At 66.1% G+C, this 19712-nt stretch carries 18 protein-coding genes; 7 read left to right on the top strand and 11 right to left on the bottom strand.

Features of this window, described 5'->3' with window-relative positions:
* Positions 1-47: 47 nt before the first annotated feature.
* Complete coding sequence (locus tag IB261_RS11865; protein ID WP_192383015.1) at positions 48-329, top strand: hypothetical protein; 282 nt, start codon at positions 48-50, stop codon at positions 327-329.
* Positions 330-469: 140 nt separating this feature from the next.
* Here the strand turns inward: IB261_RS11865 and IB261_RS11860 are convergent, their stop codons facing one another.
* The 3 genes from IB261_RS11860 to IB261_RS11850 all read right to left on the bottom strand — a co-directional run bounded on the left by IB261_RS11860 (position 470) and on the right by IB261_RS11850 (position 4608).
* Positions 470-1840: a DUF1329 domain-containing protein gene (locus IB261_RS11860; RefSeq protein ID WP_081516732.1), complete on the bottom strand. Its 1371-nt coding sequence runs from the start codon at positions 1838-1840 to the stop codon at positions 470-472.
* A gap of 13 nt (positions 1841-1853) precedes the next feature.
* Positions 1854-3815, bottom strand: coding sequence for a DUF1302 domain-containing protein (locus tag IB261_RS11855; RefSeq protein ID WP_151186697.1), 1962 nt, complete (start codon positions 3813-3815; stop codon positions 1854-1856).
* A gap of 319 nt (positions 3816-4134) precedes the next feature.
* Positions 4135-4608, bottom strand: a complete 474-nt coding sequence (locus IB261_RS11850; protein WP_151186696.1) for a DUF3859 domain-containing protein — start codon at positions 4606-4608, stop codon at positions 4135-4137.
* 130 nt (positions 4609-4738) lie between these two features.
* On the opposite strand from IB261_RS11850, the gene IB261_RS11845 reads away from it, so the two are divergent.
* The 5 genes from IB261_RS11845 (at position 4739) to IB261_RS11825 (ending at position 11181) form a co-directional block, all read left to right on the top strand.
* Positions 4739-5605: a pirin family protein gene (locus tag IB261_RS11845; protein ID WP_192383016.1), complete on the top strand. Its 867-nt coding sequence runs from the start codon at positions 4739-4741 to the stop codon at positions 5603-5605.
* A 146-nt stretch (positions 5606-5751) separates the two neighbouring features.
* Positions 5752-7005, top strand: coding sequence for an L-fucose:H+ symporter permease (fucP, locus tag IB261_RS11840; RefSeq protein ID WP_151186695.1), 1254 nt, complete (start codon positions 5752-5754; stop codon positions 7003-7005).
* A 173-nt stretch (positions 7006-7178) separates the two neighbouring features.
* Positions 7179-7670: a (2Fe-2S)-binding protein gene (locus tag IB261_RS11835; RefSeq protein ID WP_192383017.1), complete on the top strand. Its 492-nt coding sequence runs from the start codon at positions 7179-7181 to the stop codon at positions 7668-7670.
* Positions 7667-9904, top strand: a complete 2238-nt coding sequence (locus IB261_RS11830) for a xanthine dehydrogenase family protein molybdopterin-binding subunit (RefSeq protein ID WP_192383018.1) — start codon at positions 7667-7669, stop codon at positions 9902-9904. The genes IB261_RS11835 and IB261_RS11830 overlap by 4 nt, the downstream gene beginning before the upstream one ends.
* On the top strand, positions 9901-11181 hold the full coding sequence (locus tag IB261_RS11825; protein ID WP_081516725.1) for a cytochrome c: 1281 nt from the start codon (positions 9901-9903) through the stop codon (positions 11179-11181). Before IB261_RS11830 ends, IB261_RS11825 begins: the two co-directional genes overlap by 4 nt.
* Positions 11182-11223: 42 nt before the next feature.
* Here IB261_RS11825 and IB261_RS11820 read toward each other — a convergent pair whose 3' ends face one another.
* The 8 genes from IB261_RS11820 to IB261_RS11785 all read right to left on the bottom strand — a co-directional run bounded on the left by IB261_RS11820 (position 11224) and on the right by IB261_RS11785 (position 19274).
* Positions 11224-11955, bottom strand: coding sequence for a dienelactone hydrolase family protein (locus IB261_RS11820; protein ID WP_081516724.1), 732 nt, complete (start codon positions 11953-11955; stop codon positions 11224-11226).
* Between the two features lie 142 nt (positions 11956-12097).
* Positions 12098-12589, bottom strand: coding sequence for a YfbM family protein (locus IB261_RS11815; RefSeq protein WP_192383019.1), 492 nt, complete (start codon positions 12587-12589; stop codon positions 12098-12100).
* Positions 12590-12647: 58 nt separating this feature from the next.
* Positions 12648-13838, bottom strand: coding sequence for a DUF4303 domain-containing protein (locus tag IB261_RS11810; RefSeq protein ID WP_192383020.1), 1191 nt, complete (start codon positions 13836-13838; stop codon positions 12648-12650).
* A gap of 2 nt (positions 13839-13840) precedes the next feature.
* On the bottom strand, positions 13841-14911 hold the full coding sequence (locus tag IB261_RS11805) for an SMI1/KNR4 family protein (RefSeq protein WP_192383021.1): 1071 nt from the start codon (positions 14909-14911) through the stop codon (positions 13841-13843).
* A 172-nt stretch (positions 14912-15083) separates the two neighbouring features.
* Positions 15084-16982 (bottom strand): molecular chaperone HtpG, encoded by a 1899-nt coding sequence (gene htpG, locus IB261_RS11800; protein WP_151186689.1) that lies wholly within the window; start codon positions 16980-16982, stop codon positions 15084-15086.
* 130 nt (positions 16983-17112) lie between these two features.
* A complete protein-coding gene (locus tag IB261_RS11795) occupies positions 17113-18357 on the bottom strand; it encodes a translocation/assembly module TamB domain-containing protein (RefSeq protein ID WP_192383022.1) in 1245 nt (414 codons plus the stop codon).
* Positions 18358-18804: a PaaI family thioesterase gene (locus IB261_RS11790; RefSeq protein WP_081516718.1), complete on the bottom strand. Its 447-nt coding sequence runs from the start codon at positions 18802-18804 to the stop codon at positions 18358-18360. It abuts the gene before it with no gap.
* Entirely contained in the window at positions 18801-19274 is a 474-nt protein-coding gene (locus IB261_RS11785; RefSeq protein WP_081516717.1) for a PaaI family thioesterase, read from the bottom strand. Before IB261_RS11785 ends, IB261_RS11790 begins: the two co-directional genes overlap by 4 nt.
* Positions 19275-19435: 161 nt before the next feature.
* Between IB261_RS11785 and IB261_RS11780 the strand changes: the two genes are divergently transcribed.
* Entirely contained in the window at positions 19436-19657 is a 222-nt protein-coding gene (locus IB261_RS11780) for a hypothetical protein (RefSeq protein WP_138216606.1), read from the top strand.
* The last annotated feature ends 55 nt before the right edge of the window (positions 19658-19712 follow it).

Genomic DNA, 19712 nt, shown 5'->3' with positions numbered 1-19712 from the left:
CTGATTGGCGTCAGGACGTGGAAACTCCGCAAATAGGGGATACAACCATGAATCTCACAGCACCATCCCTGCTCCACCTCAAAGACGACATTTCCAACCTGTCGCTCCAAGACGCCGCCGACTGCCGTCATCAGGCCCTGTGCAATATGCTCAGTTTCCTCGCCGGTATTTCCGACCACGGGAATCCGTCGACGGATGTGCTGGCCGGCACATTCGCCTGCCTGGAATACCTCGCAAAAGATTCAGCCCAGTTGTACGCCGCCGCCGAAGCTCGGTCTCGGGCAAAGGCACAGGCACAGGCACAGGCACAGGCACAGGCACGGGCGTAGCGGAAGGTTCGGAGCGCTGCCGGACGATGGGTATCGCTGCGCTCCACGCCATCCTACCCCGAGCGCCTGCCTGACCCGTCACAGCGCCCGGGAGACGAAAAAGACAAAGGCCCCCTTCGGGGCCTTTGTCGTTCACACGCTTAGCGCGATGCCTTGCGGCGCAGCGCCGACGGGCTGAAGTTGGAATCGTCCGGCGCCGGCTGACTGAAGTCAGCGGTGCCCGGCTCCTCGTTGTCCAGCCACTGGATGCTGTAGCGGTGTGCCTGGAGGTCGTGGAAGGTGTCCAGCGCAGTCCACACCATCGGCTGCTCGTAGAAGCTCTTCAGGTAGGCCAGCGACACACGCCACAGTTCACCGCGACCATCGTACTGGTCCACCACGGCGGCACCCCAGCTGTCCTCGTCGAGGTAGAGGGTGCGGCGCGAGTAGATGTGCCGCGCGCCGGCCTTCAGCTTGCCATCCACCACCCAGACGCGGTGCAGCTCGTAGCGGGTGTACTTGGGATTGACGTGGCCTGGGGTGAGCAGGTCCTTGTACTTAACCTCCGGGCTGGTGATCTGGTAGTTGTTGTAGGGGATGTAGATTTCCTTCTTGCCCACCAGGGTCCAGTCGTAGCGATCCGGCGCGCCGTTGTACATGTCGGTGTCGTCGGCGGTACGCAGGCCATCGGAGTCTTCGATCGGGGTGTCGTAGGCCAGCGTCGGGGCGCGGCGCACGCGGCGCTGGCCGGGGTTGTAGCCCCAGGCCTGGCGCGGTTCCTTGACCTGGTCGAGGGTCTCCTGCACCAGCGCGCCGTTACCGGCCAGGCGGGCCGGGGCGGTGGTGAAGGTCATGTAGTAGAACATGGTGTTGCCGAGCTTCTCGAAGCTGCCCTTGGGGTCGTAGAAGCGGAACAGCGCCTCGTCCTGCGAGGTCACCAGCGCGTACGCGCCGTTGCGCTGTACACCGGCCTGGGATGAGCGCCGCACGATGTAGGTGCCACGGTAGCGGGCGATGTGGTTCCACACTGCTTCCACGCCGCTCTGCGGGATCGGGAACGGCACGCCGCCGTAGGCATCGGAGAAGCCGTTGCCACCTTCCACCAGCTTGGCGCTGGTGGCGTTCTTGTAGATGTTGTCGTAGATCCACTGCGGCGCCGAGCCGGTGCGGTGGGTCTCGTAGACCGGCATCTGGTAGCTGTCCGGGTAGGCGTTGAACAGCGCGATCTGCCCCGGTGTCAGGTTGGCCTTGTACTGGTCGAGGTTGGCCTTGGTGATGACGAACTTGGGCTTCTCGCCGGCGAACGGGTCGACATGGTGCGAGCCCGGCCCCTTGTAGCCGGCGGGCGCAGAAGTCAGGCCGCCGCTCCAGGCGGGGATGCTGCCGGCGGCGTTGCCGGCCTTTTCCGCGCCCATGGGCGTCAGGCTGCTCTTGAGCTGGGCGGCCTGGTCGGCCGAGACGGCAGCACGCGCATCGGTGACGGCCAGGGCCGTCAGCGTGGCAAGGACGATCAGGGAACTCTTCTTGTACATGGTTCTCTCCGGATCAGAACGAGTATTTCGCGGTGATCGAGACGTTGTCGCGGTCACGCGCGGAGTTGCTGGAGCCGGCGCCGTAGTAGCTGGTGTACTGGGTGCCGACCTCGAAGGTGTTCAGGTAGCTGGCGTCGATGCCGAGGGTGTAGGCCTTGCGGCCTTCGATGAAGTTGCCGGTGCGGTCGGAGTTGCCGCTGAAGTCCTCCTGGTAGACGGCGTAAGGCGAAAGCTTCACCCCAGCGTAGACGTCGTTCCAGCTGCCGGTGAGCAGCAGCGTGTAGCCGTAGCTGTCGCGGCTGATCTGCACGTCATCGTCATTGCCGCCGACGTAGGCCTTGTCCTGGGCGCCGACGAACTTGCGCTTGCTGCCGTCCCAGGCGGTGTATTCCAGGCTGCTGCCGCGGATGTGCTCGGAGGCCAGCTCGGCCACGCCGGTCATGGAGTCGAAGGTCAGGTGCGGGCCGAAGTTGTAGATGGTCGACAGCGAGATGTTGTAGGTCTCGGCACGCTCGTAGTTCTCGAACAGCTCGCCACGGCACAGCTGCTTGCCGGCCACCGGGGCGCAGGCCTGGCCGGCGGGCGTGTTGGCATCGAACAGGTTGGTCTGGCCAAGCACGCCCTGGGTCAGCAGGTCGCCCAGCAGGTCGTCGGTAGCGGAGATGCTGATCGGCATGTTCGGCCGGTAGGCAATCTCGCCGGACACCGAGGCGTCGCCCAGGGTCGTGTTGAAGCTGAAGCCGTACATGCGGATGTTTTCGACGTAGTCACGGCGTGCTTCGGCGTTGCTCGCCATGTCCAGCGTGGCCAGCCCCGGCACCGCTTCGCCCAGGCCCAGCGGGCCGAGCAGCGAGTTGAGTTCGTCGACATCAACCCCCTGGTAACCACGCAGGTCGACGGCGATCTGCGGCTCCTTGGCGTGGTAGTTGACGAAGTAGAAGCCGAACTCGGTGGAGTTCAGTTCTTCGGCGATGTAGCGGAACGCCACGCCGAACTGGCCGCTGTCGCTGGCTTCGATGTCCTTGCCGACGTTGGCGACCTTGAAGGTGCCGGTATTGGGGTTCAGGTAGGAGTTGGGCCCATGCGGCCCGTTGCCCAGCAGGCCGAGGGAAGCCACGGTCGGGTAGCCGGCCAGCAGCTCCTTGATCAGCGGGTTGTCCTCGGTGGTGTAGGCGGTGTTGCCGCCGTCGCTGAACAGGTCGGTGTCGGAGAAGTAGGTGCCTACCGAGTCCAGGCGGGTCTCCTTCCACTTCCACTGGTAGAAGCCTTCCATGGAGAGGTCGTCGGTGAGGCCGAAGTTGAGGCTCAGCGCCTCGGTCGGCACCAGCACTTCCTTGAGTTCCGAGCCCGGCAGGTGGAAGCGCGCGGCGTCCACCGGGTTGATGGTATTGATGCCGCCCCGGTAGAACACACCCTCGCCCCAGTTCAGCACCTGGCGGCCAACGCGGCCGGTCAGCGGGTGCTCGGCGACGTCCCAGCTGCCGGACAGGTAGGCATCCAGCAGCTCGGCCTTGCGCCCGGCGATGTGACGGGTGTCATCGGTGAAATGATCGTCCTGGGGGAACGACTGGCTGGGACGCTCCACGCCATTGGTGGTGTCGTAGTAGTCGTTGCGCTTGTCCATGATCTGCGTGTCGTAGTAGGCGGTGCCACGCATGAACAGGCCGTAGTTCTGGTACTTGGCCGAGAGATCGGAGGTGAGCTTGAAGACCTGGGAAACCAGGCCGGTATCGAAGTTGCGGTTGCCGTCGTCGGCGTTGATGTCGCTGATGTTGCTCTTGTCACGCCCCTGCACGCGCCACATGGCGCCGTAGGACAACGTACTGTCGAGCGAGCCGGTGATCTCGTTCTCGGCCAGCTTGAACTCCAGGGCCTGGGCCGACCCCGCCACCAGCAGCGGCAAGAGTCCCATTACCGCCCCCGCCCGCCGCGGCGCCCAGAAAATGGACGAACGCGCACCCAATCGACTGTTCATAGACAGCATTACCTCCATGGCCAAGATTTATCGCCCCGGTCATTGCGGCCGGCGCTGTTCTTATTCGTTTCTCGGCTGCCGACGACCTCGGAATAACCGGGCCACCGTGCAGTAACACTCCTGCCAGAGCGCTTGCGGGCGCCTTGGCCCCCTCTCCTCTTCTGCTTGCACGCCGGGAGTTGGGACTATCGTGCAGGCAAAGTAACAAACTGTTTCTCCCCTGCCAATGGAAAGGATGTAATCCGTGCCTTTCAACGGGCAAAGAAAAGCCCGACACATGGCCGGGCTTTTCTCTTACAGAAAGCTCACACAGCGAGATTTACTCGACGGTGAAGGTCTTCTCTGCCAGCAGGCGGTCGCCCTGGAACACCATGAAGCGCCACTGGCCCTGCACCACCTCGTGGTTCTCGGTGAACTGGTAGGCCATCACGTCGGTGGGCGCGCCCACGACCAGCTTCTGCACGACCTCGAGCTTGTCGTGGCGCTGGCCGTCCGGGGTCACCACGCCAGGGGTGAAGTACAGCAGGGTCAGCGGGGTGTCGCCTTCCTGCTTGCCGCTGAGCTGGTAGCGCATGCCGAACTTGGTGCCCAGCTTGGCCGGAACGCGGGTCGTGGACTCCAGCTGCTCCTTGCTGCTGGTCAGCACGCGCTCACCGGGCTGGTAATCCTTGTAGTTGCTGACGAAGACGCCGTACTCCACCGGGCCGTTGACGCGCACTTCGGCAAAGGCCGAGGAAGCGAAGGCACAAGTCAGGGAGAGAGCCAGGACTGCTGGCAGGCGGGAAATGGACATGTCGCGCTCCTTGTTGGGGTCCGCGCGAGGCTATGACATCGCCGTGACAGCCTGATGACAGCTTGACGCCGCGCGGGTCGGTGCGGCGCCAAGCGTCTATCATGCGTGGATCGGACCACTGGACACCATCATGAGCGACAGCCTGCTAGCCATCCGCCCACGCGCCGAAGACGTCGAGGGCGTGCCTATCCTGCGGCCCCTGCCCTCGGCCCAGCGCCGCAGCGTCGGGCCCTTCGTGTTCTTCGACCACATGCTCGAGAGCAGTTTCGCGCCGGAGCACGGCATGGACATCCGCCAGCACCCGCACATCGGCCTGTCCACCCTCACCTACCTGTTCGAAGGCCAGGTCCAGCACAAGGACAGCCTCGGCTCGGACCAGCTCGTGCTGCCCGGCGACGTCAGCTGGATGACCGCCGGGCGCGGCGTTGCCCATGTCGAGCGGACCCCGGCCGACCTGCTGCACAGCGGCTCGCGCCTGCATGGTCTGCAGGTCTGGCTGGCCCTGCCGCGCGAGCTGGAAGGGTGCGAACCCAGCTACAGCCACCACGCCAGCGCCAGCCTGCCGGAGAGCGACAGCCTGGGCGTGCGCGTCCGCATGATCGCCGGCTCCGGCTTCTGCCTGGAGTCGCCGGTGCCGGTGCGTTCGAAGACGCTCTACGCCGACCTGCAACTCAGCGCCGGCGCGACCCTGGCGATCCCGGACGAACATCCCGAGCGCGCGCTATACCTGATCGAAGGCGAAGCGCTGCTGGACGACGAATCGCTGCCGCTGCACCAGTTGATCGTGCTGCCGGAAGGCGAGACTTTCACCCTTTCCGCCTGTGGCGACTGCCACGCCGTGATGATCGGTGGCGACGCGCTGGACGGGCCCCGGCGGATGAACTGGAACTTCGTCGCCAGCGACCCCGATCAGATCGACAGCGCCCGCGCCCGCTGGGCCGCCCGTGACTGGCCGACGGTGCCGGGCGAGCAGGAACGCATCGAACTGCCGCGCTAGCCATACAGAGACGCCGATCAGAAATCGCCGCCACGCAGCCAGAACCGGCGAATGCCTGAGGACTTGCGCAGCGGCTTGCCGCACCATCGCGCGCCCCGAACCCTTGCCGACGGCAAGCCCGCTACTTCTGGCCCAAGGAGTCCGTGATGGACCAGTCGACCGCCAACCGCCACACCAGCGCCCTCACCGTGCTGACCCTGCTGTTCTTCATGTGGGGCCTGATCACTTCGCTGAACGACATCCTCGTGCCGCACCTCAAGGCAGTCTTCACCCTGTCCTACGTTGAGGCCTCGCTGGTGCAGTTCTGCTTCTTCGGCGCTTACTTCATCATGTCCTTCCCCGCCGGGCGACTGGTGGAGAAGGTCGGCTACAAGAGCGGCATCATCGTCGGCCTGGCCACCGCCGGCATCGGCTGCCTGCTGTTCTACCCGGCGGCCGGCGCGCAGTCCTACCCGTTCTTCCTCGCCGCGCTGTTCATCCTCGCCTCGGGCATCACCCTGCTGCAGGTCGCGGCCAACCCCTACGTGAACATACTCGGTCCGGCAGCCACCGCCGCCAGCCGGCTGAACCTGACCCAGGCCTTCAACTCGCTGGGCACCACGGTCGGCCCGCTGGTGGGCTCGGTGACCATTCTCGCCATCGGCGCCGGCGCCGCCTCGCAGATCGGCAGCTCCGCCGCCAGCGAAGCGGACTCGGTGAAGACCCCCTACCTGGTGCTGGCCGGCCTGCTGTTCGCCATCGCCGTGCTGATCGCCCTGTTCCGCCTGCCCAAGATCCACCACGGCGAGCCCACCGACGGCGTGGCCGGGCGCCAGTCGATCTTCGCCCACCGCCACCTGGTCTTCGGGGTCATCGCGATCTTCTGTTACGTCGGCGCCGAGGTGTCCATCGGCAGCTACCTGGTCAGCCTGATGGGCCAGCCGGATATCGCCGGGCTGCCGGCGGACCAGGCCGGCAAGTACCTGTCGTTCTACTGGGGTGGCGCCATGGTCGGCCGCTTCATCGGCAGCGCACTGATGCGCGCCATCGCGCCGAACCGCCTGCTGGCCTTCAACGCCGTGGCCATCGCCGTGCTGATCGGCATCGCGCTGAGCATCGGCGGGCACGTGGCGATGTGGGCGCTGATCCTGATCGGCCTGTTCAACTCGATCATGTTCCCGACCATCTTCTCCCTCGCCCTGGAAGGCCTGGGCAACCTCACCAGCAAGGGTTCCGGCCTGCTCTGCATGGCCATCGTCGGCGGCGCCGTGATGCCGCTGGTGCAGGCCTTCTTCGCCGACCGTATCGGCCTGCTGCCTTCGTTCGCCGTACCGCTGGTGTGCTACCTGTACATCGTCTGGTTCGGCGCACGCGGCTATCGCGCCGACCAGGCCTCCACGGCTCCCGCCGGCAACGCCTGACGCTGATCCCTGACGGGGCGCAGTACCTGCGCCCCTATCACCTGATTCCTACAGCCCTTTCGGCCTGCGCGCTCTAGCTGGCGTCAGGCTGCTCCCGAAGACTTCCTTCCTTTTCCCTATGCCCGGCCGACGCCAGGTGTCGGGCACGACACTCTCAGGAAGGAGCCCACCCCATGGCTGATCCCCTCTCGCTGGTCGTCAACGGCCAGCCCCGACAGCTCGCCGTGGCAGCCGATACGCCCCTGCTGTACGTCCTGCGCAACGACCTGCAGCTCAACGGCCCCAAGTTCGGCTGCGGCCTGGGCGAGTGCGGCGCCTGCACCGTCCACCTCGATGGCGTCGCCACCCGCTCCTGCATCACGCCAGTCTCTGCCGCCCAGGGGCGCCAGGTCACTACCCTGGAAGGCCTCGGCACGCTGGAGTCCCCGCATCCGGTGCAGCAGGCCTTCATCGACGAGCAGGCCGCGCAGTGCGGCTACTGCACCAACGGCATGGTCATGACCAGCGCCGCGCTGCTCGCGCGCAACCCCAAGCCCAGCGACGATGAGATTCGTCAGGAACTGGCCTACAACCTGTGCCGCTGCGGCACCCATATTGAAATCCTCAACGCCGTGCGAAGGGCCGCCGGCCGCGGCGGTGACGACGGACAGGGGAGCCCCGCATGACCCCGCTCAGCCGCCGCAACTTCCTCAAGGCCGGCGGCGTGCTGCTGGTCAGCGTCCAGCTGCCACGCCTGTCGCTCGCACAGGGCACTGACGCCACGCTGCCGCTCGATCAGGTCGACAGTTTCATCGCCATCGCCGCCAACGGCACCATCACCGCGGCCTGCGGCCATGTCGATCTGGGCACCGGCATCCGCACCGCCCTGAGCCAGATCGTCGCGGAAGAGCTGAATGTCGATATCCATCAGGTGACCCTGCTGCTGGGCGATACGCGCTACACCCCCGACCAGGGGCCGACCATCGCCAGCTCGAGCATCCAGGTCAGCGCCATTCCTCTGCGGCGCGCGGCGGCCGAAGCACGGGAATTCCTGATGCAACGCGCGGCACAGGTCCTGAGGACCGACATCCGCCAGCTCGACTGCGCTGACGGCGCCATCTTCGTCAAACGTAAACCGGCGCGCCGTATCGGCTATGGCGAGCTGCTGCAAGGGCAGCGCTTCGAGCTGAAGATCGACGCCAGCGCGCCGCTCAAAGCACACAGCGAATACCGGGTGGTCGGCCATTCGGTACCGCGCCTGGATATCCCGGCCAAGGTCACCGGGGGGCTGACCTACGTGCACGACATGCGCCTGCCGGGAATGCTCCACGGCCGCGTGGTGCGCCCGCCCTACACCGGGGCTGACGTCAACGCGCCCCTGGGCCGGAGCCGGCTGGAAGTCGATGAGCAATCCGTGGCCCGGTTGCCCGGCTTCGTCCGCCTGGTGGTGATCGGGGACTTCATCGGCGTGGTGGCCGAGCGCGAAGAGCAGGCGATCCGCATCGCTCGGGCGCTGAAGGTCCGCTGGAAAAGCTGGAGCGACCTGCCGCCGCTGGGCCTCGACGACCTGGAAAAGACCCTCCGCGAGCACCCCAAGCAGCCACGCATGCTGCAGGACGACGCGCAGATGGATGCCGTGCTCAGGCAGGTCGACCGTCCGCTGCAGCGCACCTACGTCTGGCCCTACCAGCAGCATGCTTCCATCGGCCCGTCCTGCGCGTTGGCGAACCTCGAGGACGGCGTGATGAAGGTCTGGTCCGGCAGCCAGAATCCCCACGACCTGCGCGCCGACCTGATAACGCTGCTGGGCATGCAACCCGAGCAGGTCGAAGTCATCAGGATGGAAGCCTCCGGCTGCTACGGGCGCAACTGCGCCGATGACGTGTCCGCCGACGCCGCCCTGCTCGCCCTGGCTGTCGGCCGCCCGGTGCGTGTGCAATTGATGCGCGAACAGGAACACGGCTGGGAACCCAAGGGCTCGGCGCAGCTGATCGAAGTCCGTGGCGGGCTGGACAAGGACGGCAACGTGGCCGCCTACGACTTCGCCACCTGCTACCCCTCCAACAACGGCATCAACCTCGCGCTGCTGCTCACCTCGAAGGTGGACGCCAAGCCCCAGGTGACGCGGATGGGCGACCGCACCGCCGTGCCGCAGTATGCCTACCCGCACATGCGCGTGGTCTGCAACGACGCCGCGCCCATTGTCCGGGCGTCGTGGATGCGCGGGGTGTCGGCATTGCCCAACGTCTTCGCCCACGAGTCCTATATCGACGAACTGGCACAGATGGCCGGCGCCGACCCCATCGAGTTCCGCCTGCGCTACCTGCACGATGAGCGCGCGGTCACGTTGATCAGGGCACTGGCTGCGTCCGCCCACTGGCAGCCGCGCGCCTCACCCAACCCGCAGGCGCGCCAGGGCAATCTGCTGGTCGGCCGCGGCTTCGCCTATGCGCGGTACTTCCACAGCGACTTCCCGGGGTTCGGTTCGGCCTGGGCCGCCTGGATCGTCGACGTCGAGGTCGAACCGCACACTGGCGCCGTCCGCGTAACCGACGTCCACGTCGCGCAGGACTGCGGGCAGATGGTCAACCCCGACGGCGTGCGCCATCAGGTCCACGGCAACGTGATCCAGGCGACCAGCCGGGCACTGATGGAGTACTCGACGTTCGACCGCAGCGGGGTCACCAGCCTGGAATGGGGCGGCTATCCGATCCTCGGGTTCCCGCAGGTGCCGAAGATCACCGCGCTCCTGCTCGACCGCCCCGGCACCCCGCCGCTGGGGGCCGGCGAGTCCACCTCGGTGCCCAGCGCCGCAGCCATCGCCAATGCCCTGTACGACGCCACCGGCGTGCGTTTCACCCGTCCACCGTTCACGCCCGAGCGGGTTCGCGCCGCGCTGCAGGAGAAACAAGCGTCATGAACAAGACCTCTCTGGCCATTATCGGCGGGCTGGCTGCACTCGTCGTGACGGGAATGATCGCCACCGGGAAACCGAGCATCGCTCCGATCGACCCGCCGGCTGCCCAAAGCTTCAGCGCCGAAGCCATCGCCCGCGGGCAGCAGTTGGCTGCCCTCGGCGACTGCGCGGTGTGCCACACCCGTGACGGCGGCGCGCCACTGACCGGTGGTCGCGCCATGGTGACGCCCTTCGGCACGCTCTACACCTCCAACCTCACTCCGGATCGCGAGACCGGTATCGGCGTCTGGTCCTTCGAAGCCTTCAAGCGGGCGATGCGCGAAGGCATTTCGCGCGAGGGCGACTACCTCTACCCGGCCTTCCCCTATACCGCGTTCACCCGCGTCGGAGACGAAGACCTGCGCGACCTGTACGCCTACCTGATGACCCGCCCGGCCGTCGTAGCGGATACGCCGGACGACCGCCTGCCCTTCCCCTACAACCAGCGCCGGATCATGGCGGGCTGGAACTTCCTGTTCTTCGACAAGGGCGTCTTCCAGCCGCAGCCGCATCGCGATGCCGCGTGGAATCGTGGCGCCTATCTGGTGGAAGGGCTGGGTCATTGCAGCGCCTGTCACACGCCACGCAACGCGCTGGGCGCCGAGCGCACCGGCAAGGATCGCTTCGCCGGCGCAACGGTGGACGGCTGGCAGGTTCCGCCGCTCAACGGTGGCAGCAAACCCGCCATCCCTTGGACCCAGGCGACGCTGTACGACTACCTGCGCAACGGTTTCTCGCGCTACCACGGAGCCGCCGCCGGCCCGATGGCGCCGGTAGCCGCCGGGCTCACGCAGCAACCGGACGCCGACTTGCAAGCCATGGCGCGCTATCTTGCGACCTTCCTCCCGGAGCAAACCGGCGACTTCTCACCGGAGCAACGGGCCGTCGAACTGGAGCAGCGCACCTACGGCACGCTGCAGCCCGTCAGTGGCAGCGGTGGTCGGATATTCAATGGCGCCTGCATGGCCTGCCACCATGACGGCGACAGCCCGAAGCTCAATGGCGTGCGGCCATCGCTGGCGGTGAGCAACAACCTGCATGCGGCCACGCCGGACAATCTGCTGCGGGTGATCCTGGACGGCATCGGCCACCCGGCGCGGCCGGAGCTGGGCTACATGCCGGCCTTCCGCAACAGCCTGAACAATGAGCAGATCATCGCGCTGGCGCGCTATCTGCGGGAGGACTTCGCCGGCCTGCCAGCCTGGCCGGACCTGGAGTTCAAGGTGGCCAAGCTGCGTTGAATCCCGCACGGGGGAGCCGCTCGCTGCCCTCCCCCGACCCGGTCAGGCGCCGAAGCGTTCGTCCAGCAGGTCGAACATCGCAGCGAAGGCGCGACGCGCCACCTTGGCGTCGTACTGCATCTTGCCCGGTACCTGCGCGTGCGGGTCGGTGAAGGAGTGCGCGGCGCCGCCGTAGCTGGTCAGGGCCCAGTCGACATTGGCGGCGGTCATTTCCCTGGCGAACTCGCCCAGCTGCTCGCGCGGCACCAGCGGGTCGATGGCGCCGTCGAGGACCAGCACCGCGCCCTTGATGTTCTTCGCGTCCGCCGGGTTCGGCGTGTCCAGGGTGCCGTGGAAGGAAACGGCGGCGGCCACCGGAGCGCCATCGCGGGCCAGTTCCAGGGAGCAGCAGCCGCCGAAGCAGAAGCCGAAGGTGGCCAGCTTCGCGGTGTCCAGCGGCGCCTTGCCGGCCTGCTCCAGCAGCGCCTTGAGCGAGCCCTGCATGCGTTGGCGCAACAGCGAGCGGTCGTTCTTCAGCGGCATCATGGCGGCGAGAGCCTGGTCCGGGCCGTTGGGACGTACATCCTTGCCGTAGAGGTCGGCCACCAGCACCACGTAGCCGCGCTCGGCGACCTTGCGGGCGGTGTCCAGGGCGCCCTGGCTGACGCCCATCCAGTTCGGCGCCATCAGCAGGCCGGGACGCGGCGCAGTGCTGGAAGCATCGAATACCAACTGGCCTTCGAAGGCCTGGCCATCGACGCTGTAGGCGACGGGTTGCACGCTGATCTGACTCATCGGGGTAGTCCTCTGGTAAATGCCGGGGATGCCTATCGAACCGGGAACAAGCCTACTCGACTATCTCGGGTTCGGTGGGTGATTGTTTCAGGGCAAGCGGCAGCAGGAGGCACAGTGCAAGGCCTCGGCTGCGCCCGCCCCTTCAGTAGATGCTGACCAGCACATGTCGCTGCTCAGTGGCGCAGACATGATAGAAGTCGCGCAGTTCCCGGAAGGCTTCTTCCAGTTCAGCCTTGAGCTGCGAAGGATCGTCCGTCCAGATCTTCGGGTAGAGTTTGGCCTTGCGGAACCTGGCAAAATCCGCGGCGGCCAGCGCTTCATCGATCGACACCGTATCGAGCGCAGCGACGATAGCCGGCAGTTCCTCGCTCCTTGTGCAGGCAATGAAATCGTCGCAATCGAAGACCTGCACGCCGACCACCGCTTCGCTGAGCGGGTTGCCTTCGATCGGCGAACTGGCCGACACGCCGGTGAGCAGGAAGTGCAGGCCATCCCACAGCTTGTCCAGCCCGACTTGCGGGCATTCTGCTTCCTCGAGCGCTTCGACCAGATCGAGCAACTCTTCAGCCGGCGCTTCACCGAGGCGCTTGAGCGCGGCGTCATCCACGCTCAGATAGACGGCCTGGATTCCCATGTTGATTCTTCCCGTGTGCGTTGAAGTTCCAGGGCTTGTCGCGTTGGTCTGGTGAGCATCACTGCTGTTCGAACTCCTCCAGCACATCGCGGGCATGCTCGCGGATGAAGGCCCACTTCGAGGTCAGCCCCCGTTGCGCCGCCACCACTTCGTCGGCTTGCAGCGTGCAGAAGCCACAGCCAGGCGCCAAAGCCTCGGCGACTGCTGGCGCAATAGCCGGGTGCTGCTCCAGCACCGCTTCGAGCGGGCGGTAGTCCAGGGGCTGGTGCTTGCCACGATCGCGGAAGGAGCGGTAGGGAGCGCTGAGCCCACGCGCGGCCACTTCGGCGGGCAAGCCGTTCAGATGCGCGCCAATCAGGTCCATGCGGTCGAGCCGTGCCAGGGCTGAGGCGGCCCAGGCACGCTCGCTTTCACTGGAAGCCGCGCTGCACAGGGCGGTTTCCAGCGTACTGATGACGTCGGGCGTCGAGTGGTTGATCTCGGCCAGCAGCATGCTCGCCTGCCACGCTTCGCCGGTACTACGCCCGGCGACGACGTCGAGCAGCGCCGGTACGGCGGCTTCGCCCAGGGCGCGGACGAGGGCGTCGTACTCGCCGAGCAGCGGTCCGGGCGCAACCGCCCGCACGGCTTGCGGCACCACGTCGGCGACCTGTTCCGCCAGCGGCAACGCCGCGATGCGCGCACGTTCGCGCTCGGCCTCGTCGTACATCGGGAAGTGCCGCAGCAACTGCGCGCGGGTCAGGCTGAGCGGCACCAGGTCGCCCGCTTCATCGGTGGCGACGGCGATGAAGTGCCTGTCGACCAGGCCCTCCTTGAGCAACTGAGCACGGGCCCGTTTGGCCGCACGGGGGAAACAGTGCAGGAAGCGGTCATAGACCGCCTCCCAGGCGCTGAAGCTGCCCTTGGCCGTGGCTTGCGCGAACTCGGCACACTGCGTCGCCCATTGATCCTGCTCGTCGCCCGGCTCGAAACCATGGTCCTCGGCGTGCTGGCTCAGGTCCGGGCCGGACCAGCGCAGGTCCTCGCCATCGTCGTCGTAGTCTGCGGCCACCTGGGCCAGGACCTCTTCCGTAGCGACCGTCACCATCGGCCAATAGAGCACCGAGCCGTCGCCGTAGAACTCGTGGAACATCGCGCCGTAGACGGTCTCGTCCGGATGGTCACGGCGAATCTTGCGCACTGCATTCACCACATGGTCCACGGCGACGTTTTCCAGGGCCTTCCAGTCGAACTTCTGCTTCGGGGGCATCCTCACTCTCCGCTGGCGCTGACCTGTATTGACGGTTCGTCTATCGCCGCCAGGGTACGAACCAACCTGGCCGCGTAGTCCGCCGCGAAGCGGTAGCCACCCTCGACGCGAACGATGCTGCCGGCGGCGAGCCGTGCCTCCCACCAGTCACTGAGGAAGCCAGGGGCATAACCGCCGGTGCAGAATCCGTAGGGGTCGGCCACATAGCTGGTGGTCAGCATCAGGGTGTAGCAGGGGCGCCGGTAGTCGCTCTGCTCCCGGGAGCAGTCATGGAAGTCTTCGTACGACTCGGCGAGCTTGAGATGGGAGAACAGCCAGAACATCGCGTCGTACATCAAATGCGAATCCGCGTCGGCATGCAGGGCGAAGAAGCCCTTGGCGCGGACGATCCGCTCGGCCAGGCGGCGGATTCGCAGCTCGCCATCGGGCAGCTCCGTCGCCGCTGCTTCCAGCGCGCGGCGCAGAATGGGCGACAGCGTGCCGCGCTGCACCGTGGCCAGGTCGGCTTCGAGGGTTTCGGCGTCATCGTTGAACTCATCCTCGCTGACCAACCCGCGGATGAAGGTCGCGAAGTCCGGCGCGACCTCGGTAATCGCAAAGTCGGCTTCCTGATCGACATGCACTACCCGTGGCTCCCCCTGCGGCCCGCACTGGCGGTAGTCGAGCATGATCATCTCGTGCCCGGCGCTGGGAGTGTTGGCGATACCGATACCGATGTCGGGATAGCCCCATTCGGCGCGCATGAAGGCCGAGCCGAGATCACCGCACAGCGAATAGGTAGCGGTGCGCCCGATGGCGTAGAGGCCAGTGATCGCGATGTGATCCTCGGCCCAGCCGGTCGGCTCATCCATCGGATAGCAACAGCGCTCGACAGCACCGCCATTGCGCAGGCGCGCCAGCTCCACATAGGCATCCGGCAAGCGGTAGCCGCACTCCGCCTCGATCTGCGCAATCAGTTCGTCGCTGGGGGCTGGCTCGGTGTAGTGGCTGAGCGAGTAGTCGCCATCGTCCCAGAAGCCTTCAAGATCGAAGCCTTCGAAGGCCCCGGTAGTTCTTGCGACAGGTTGCGTCATTCCATTCTTCCTTGGGGGCGCAGCATTTCGTGCTTGCGCCGAGTCAGCATGCCGAGCGTTTGATGGCCTGCATCGGCATATCCTTGCAGCGGTCCTTGACAGTCCTGCGCAATGAAAAACGCCACGATTCCAGCACTGAAATCGTGGCGTCTGTTCCAACCCTCGCAGAGGGTTAGGCGGAAAGCTCCACCAGCAGCTTGTTCAGGCGGCGCACGTAGGCGGCCGGGTCCTTCAGGCTGTCCCCCGCGGCCAGGGCGGCCTGGTCGAAGAGGATGTGGGTCAGCTCGCCGAAGCGCTCTTCGTCGGCTTCCGCGTCGAGTTTCTCGATCAGCGGGTGGGCCGGGTTGAACTCGAAGATCGGCTTGGCTTCCGGCACCTTCTGCCCGCTGGCCTCGAGGATCTGGCGCATCTGCAGGCCCAGGTCCTGTTCGCCGATGGCGAGGATCGCCGGCGAATCGGTCAGGCGGTGGGACACGCGGACCTCGGCGACTTCATCGCCCAGCGCGGCTTTCAGGCGTTCTGCCAGGCCCTCTTTGGCCTTGGCGATCTCTTCCTGGGCCTTCTTGTCCTCGTCGGAGTCCAGGCTGCCCAGGTCCAGGTCGCCACGGGCGACGTCGACCAACTGCTTGCCATCGAACTCGGGCAGGTAGCTCATCAGCCACTCGTCGATGCGGTCGGTGAGCAGCAGCACTTCGATGCCTTTCTTGCGGAAGACTTCCAGGTGCGGGCTGTTCTTCACCTGGGCGAAGCTCTCGCCGGTGAGGTAGTAGATCTTGTCCTGGCCTTCCTTCAGGCGACCGATGTAGTCGGCCAGGGAAACGCTCTGCTCGCCGCTCTCGTCGCTGGTGGAAGAAAAGCGCAGCAGGCCGGCGATCTTGTCCTTGTTGGCGAAGTCCTCGGCCGGGCCTTCCTTCAGCACCTGGCCGAAGTTCTTCCAGAAGCCCTTGTAGGCTTCGGCGTCGTTGCTCGCCAGCTTCTCCAGCATGTCCAGGGAGCGCTTGGTCAGCGCGGACTTCATCGAGTCGACGATGGGGCCGGACTGCAGGATCTCGCGGGAGACGTTCAGCGACAGGTCGTTGGAGTCCACCACACCCTTGATGAAGCGCAGGTACAGCGGCAGGAACTGGTCGGCCTGGTCCATGATGAACACGCGCTGCACGTACAGCTTCAGGCCGCGCGGGGCCTCGCGGTGGTACAGGTCGAACGGCGCGCGGGCCGGGACGTAGAGCAGCGAGGTGTACTCGAGCTTGCCCTCGACCTTGTTGTGGCTCCAGGTCAGCGGGTTCTCGAAGTCATGGGCGATGTGCTTGTAGAACTCCTGGTATTCCTCGTCCTTCACCTCGGTGCGCGGACGAGTCCAGAGGGCGCTGGCGCGGTTGACCACTTCCCACTCGGTCTCAGCCGGGGCGTCTTCGCCAGCAGCCTCTTTCGGCAGCTCGATGGGCAGCGCGATGTGGTCGGAGTACTTCTTGACGATGTTGCGCAGGCGCCAGCCGTCGGCGAACTCGTCTTCACCGTCCTTGAGGTGCAGGACGATGCGGGTGCCGCGTTCGGCCTTGTCGATGCTCGCCACATCGAACTCGCCCTCGCCTTTGGACGACCAGTGCACGCCCTCGCTGGCCGGGGCACCGGCGCGACGGGTGAACACGTCCACCTTGTCGGCAACGATGAAGGCGCTGTAGAAGCCAACGCCGAACTGGCCGATCAGGTGGGAATCCTTCTTCTGGTCACCCGAAAGGTTCTTCAGGAAGTCGGCGGTGCCGGACTTGGCGATGGTGCCCAGGTGCGCGATGACCTCCTCGCGGCTCATGCCGATGCCGTTGTCTTCGAGGGTGACGGTCTTGGCGTCCTTGTCGAAGCTCACACGGATCTTCAGCTCGGCGCCGCCTTCGAGCAGCTCCGGCTTGGCCAGGGCTTCGAAACGCAGCTTGTCGGCGGCGTCGGAGGCGTTGGAAATCAGTTCGCGAAGGAAGATTTCCTTGTTCGAATACAGGGAATGAATCATCAGGTGAAGCAGCTGCTTCACTTCGGTCTGGAAGCCCAGTGTTTCTTTTTGAGTCTCCGCGCTCATTGTTTCTCGCTCCGAGGATGACAAATGCCGCGTCATGCGGCCGATGTCAGCGAGATGGGGGCTTCCCGAACCAATTCAAGGGGTTGGCGAAAAATCCCTGGTGCTGCGATGGCAGAGCGCCGGCCGAGGGTCAGTGCGCCGGCAACTCGATATCGGTGATTTCGCTGGGGCGCAGCGTGTAGCTGGCCTCGCCCGGCCCATCGATGACCCGACGAATGACAACACGGCCGTCGGCATTCAGGCCGACGAAGACGCCCTCGGCGGTACGCCCGCGCTCGGTGGTCACGCGCATGCTGCGATTGATGTAGCGCTGCGGGTTGGCCTGCAACCGCTCCAGCGCCAGGCGACCGCTTTCCGCCGCCGGCGGCACCGAGGCGCTCGTTGCCGCCGGGGCAGGCGCAGGAACCGGTGCTGCGGAGACGCTGGCCGCCTTCAATCGCGGATAGTGGTCACCGTGCACACCCCAGCCGCGCGTCGGGCTCTTCTCCAGCTTCACTTGCAGATCCTGCGCCTGCCCGTCCATCTCGACGGTCAACGGGACCTCCTGGGAAGCCCGCTGGGGATCCAGGGTCGGTATCCGACTGATGGCGACGTCACGCCGGGCAAAGCGGCGCTGCAGGTAGTCCTGCAGGACGTGGCGCAGGGTGTCGCGGGAGTCGAAGCGGGTGTCCACCTCACCGCCTATGTAGCGCAGGCGGTCGGTGAAGACTTCGATGGTGCCGGACAGCGTGGTGCGCATCTCGGCCGGCAGCACCAGGTGGAAGACGCCTTCCATGCGGTTGGGGGCCTTGGGCGTCAGGTCCAGGTGCAGGCTGTAGCCGCGTTGCAGGCGCACCGCCTCGGGCAGGTCCTGGCCCGGGGCGAGCCAACTGACTTCGATTTCCGGCAGGCGGCCCTTGTCGTCGGGCAGCACATCCAGCCGGAGCGGGCCGCTGACCGGCGCCGCCAGGCGCACCTGGACTTCGCGATGGGCATAGAAATCCTGCCCTTCGCGCAGGCTGAGCACGCCGTCGATGAACTCGGCCTGCTCGGGCACGAACGGCTTGCCATTGAGCTCGCCACGCAGGTCGATGGCCAGTTCAGGCTGCACGACCGGTTCAGGCTTGAGCCATTCGAGGCGCAGAATGGCCTCCAGGCGCGCGCTGTCGTGGCTGGCCAGCAGGGTCAGGCCGACCACCAGCGGAATGCAGCCCAGCCCACCGAGAGCGACGGCACTGCGCGCGTGGCGCCAGTGAATCAGCACAAACAGCACTGCCAGCGGCGGCAGCAGGCTGGCAAGCCCCCAGAACAGGCTGCGCTCGAAGGCGCGGGCGATGAGCCAGACGTACCCGGCGAGGATCAGCAGCAGGCCGAGCAGGATCAGCAGCGTGTCCATTCAGGCGCCGTCGACCTTGAAGTGCGCGCGGGCGGTGGCGATGGGCTCGGTGCGGGTGGTCTGCCAGGCGGTGATGGCGACGTTGGCCACGCGCCGGCCCTGGCGCCAGACCTGGCACTGCGCGTAGGTATCGCGGAAGTGCCCGGCGCGCAGGTAATCGATGGAGAAGTCGATGATCTTGGGCATGTGCGGGATGCCCATGAACATCAGCAGGTGCAGCAGCGCCGATTGCTCCATGAAGCCGGCGATCACCCCGCCATGCAGGGCCGGCAGCGTCGGGTTGCCGATGTTGTCCGGGTTGGCCGGCAGGTGGAAGATCGCGTCGTCGCCCAGGCGCAGGCAGCGGATGCCCAGCAGCCTGGCGTAGGGAATCATGTCCAGCAGCGGGTCGTAGTTCTTGCTCTCGTGCGCCGCACGCACCATCGCCTCGATGTTCACCGCGCTCATCCCTGGCCCCCCTCGACGTCACGCTTCACGGCGCCGGCGGACACCGCCTTGCCCATGCGCATGAAGGTGCCGACTACGTGGGCGATGGGCTCCGAGGGGTCGTCCTGGTAGGCGTAGCCGCGGGTAAAGATGATGTTCGGGGTGACCCGGTAGCACTCGGCGAATCCGTAGACGTCCTTGTGCGGCTGCGCCGGGTGCATGTAGTCGATGCGCAGGTCCAGGGTCGGGCATATCTCGAATTGCGGCAGCACGCAGACGGTGGAGATGCCGCAGGTGGTGTCCATCAGCGTGGTGATGGCGCCGCCGTGGATCACGCCAGTCTCCGGATTGCCGACGATGGCCTCGCTGTAGGGAAGCCGCAGGGTCAGGCCGGAAGCATCCGCCGCGTGTGCGCTGATGCCCAGCAACTGGCAGTGGCGCAGCGCCGACAGGAAGCGTTGGGCACGCTCCAGGAGTGGGTTTTCGGACATGGGAGGGGTCGACCGATTGACTGCACGGGGCCGCATCATACCCCGTGCGTTGTCACTCCTGCAGTGATGGATTACAGGGCCTGCGGAATATTCGTTGAACTAATTCACACAACCTCTGTTCAAAGGGCTAACACCAGGAAAGCCGCACATGGAGGCTCCGCATGAAAAAAACCCTTCCCTTCGCTCTGCTGATCGTTGCCGGTCTCGGCCTTGCCGCCTGCGACAAGAAAGAAGAGCCGAAAGCGCCGGCCGCACCCGCCGCGACCGAGCAGCCGGCAACTCCGGCGCCGACCACCCCGCCGGCACCTGAAGCCGCCCCGGCTGCTCCGGCTGCCCCGGCCACCGCGCCGCAGGAGCCCGCCGGCGAGCAGAAGCAGCAATAACAGCGCTTTTGCCGCACAAAACAAGGCCCGCACTATGCGGGCCTTGTCGTTTCTG

This window comes from Pseudomonas sp. PDM20 (genome assembly GCF_014852575.3).
Lineage (GTDB): Bacteria > Pseudomonadota > Gammaproteobacteria > Pseudomonadales > Pseudomonadaceae > Pseudomonas.
This window is presented reverse-complemented; position numbering and strand designations above follow the sequence as displayed.

What these genes read in the sequence shown, in the direction of transcription:
- IB261_RS11785 (WP_081516717.1), bottom strand. Translation starts at nt 19,274, where the DNA reads ATGTCCGAAAACCCACTCCTGGAGCGTGCCCAACGCTTCCTGTCGGCG.
- IB261_RS11810 (WP_192383020.1), bottom strand. Translation starts at nt 13,838, where the DNA reads ATGCCCCCGAAGCAGAAGTTCGACTGGAAGGCCCTGGAAAACGTCGCC.
- IB261_RS11845 (WP_192383016.1), top strand. Translation starts at nt 4,739, where the DNA reads ATGAGCGACAGCCTGCTAGCCATCCGCCCACGCGCCGAAGACGTCGAG.
- IB261_RS11860 (WP_081516732.1), bottom strand. Translation starts at nt 1,840, where the DNA reads ATGTACAAGAAGAGTTCCCTGATCGTCCTTGCCACGCTGACGGCCCTG.
- fucP (WP_151186695.1), top strand. Translation starts at nt 5,752, where the DNA reads ATGGACCAGTCGACCGCCAACCGCCACACCAGCGCCCTCACCGTGCTG.
- IB261_RS11780 (WP_138216606.1), top strand. Translation starts at nt 19,436, where the DNA reads ATGAAAAAAACCCTTCCCTTCGCTCTGCTGATCGTTGCCGGTCTCGGC.
- htpG (WP_151186689.1), bottom strand. Translation starts at nt 16,982, where the DNA reads ATGAGCGCGGAGACTCAAAAAGAAACACTGGGCTTCCAGACCGAAGTG.
- IB261_RS11850 (WP_151186696.1), bottom strand. Translation starts at nt 4,608, where the DNA reads ATGTCCATTTCCCGCCTGCCAGCAGTCCTGGCTCTCTCCCTGACTTGT.
- IB261_RS11815 (WP_192383019.1), bottom strand. Translation starts at nt 12,589, where the DNA reads ATGGGAATCCAGGCCGTCTATCTGAGCGTGGATGACGCCGCGCTCAAG.
- IB261_RS11830 (WP_192383018.1), top strand. Translation starts at nt 7,667, where the DNA reads ATGACCCCGCTCAGCCGCCGCAACTTCCTCAAGGCCGGCGGCGTGCTG.
- IB261_RS11795 (WP_192383022.1), bottom strand. Translation starts at nt 18,357, where the DNA reads ATGGACACGCTGCTGATCCTGCTCGGCCTGCTGCTGATCCTCGCCGGG.
- IB261_RS11820 (WP_081516724.1), bottom strand. Translation starts at nt 11,955, where the DNA reads ATGAGTCAGATCAGCGTGCAACCCGTCGCCTACAGCGTCGATGGCCAG.
- IB261_RS11855 (WP_151186697.1), bottom strand. Translation starts at nt 3,815, where the DNA reads ATGAACAGTCGATTGGGTGCGCGTTCGTCCATTTTCTGGGCGCCGCGG.
- IB261_RS11805 (WP_192383021.1), bottom strand. Translation starts at nt 14,911, where the DNA reads ATGACGCAACCTGTCGCAAGAACTACCGGGGCCTTCGAAGGCTTCGAT.
- IB261_RS11825 (WP_081516725.1), top strand. Translation starts at nt 9,901, where the DNA reads ATGAACAAGACCTCTCTGGCCATTATCGGCGGGCTGGCTGCACTCGTC.
- IB261_RS11790 (WP_081516718.1), bottom strand. Translation starts at nt 18,804, where the DNA reads ATGAGCGCGGTGAACATCGAGGCGATGGTGCGTGCGGCGCACGAGAGC.
- IB261_RS11835 (WP_192383017.1), top strand. Translation starts at nt 7,179, where the DNA reads ATGGCTGATCCCCTCTCGCTGGTCGTCAACGGCCAGCCCCGACAGCTC.
- IB261_RS11865 (WP_192383015.1), top strand. Translation starts at nt 48, where the DNA reads ATGAATCTCACAGCACCATCCCTGCTCCACCTCAAAGACGACATTTCC.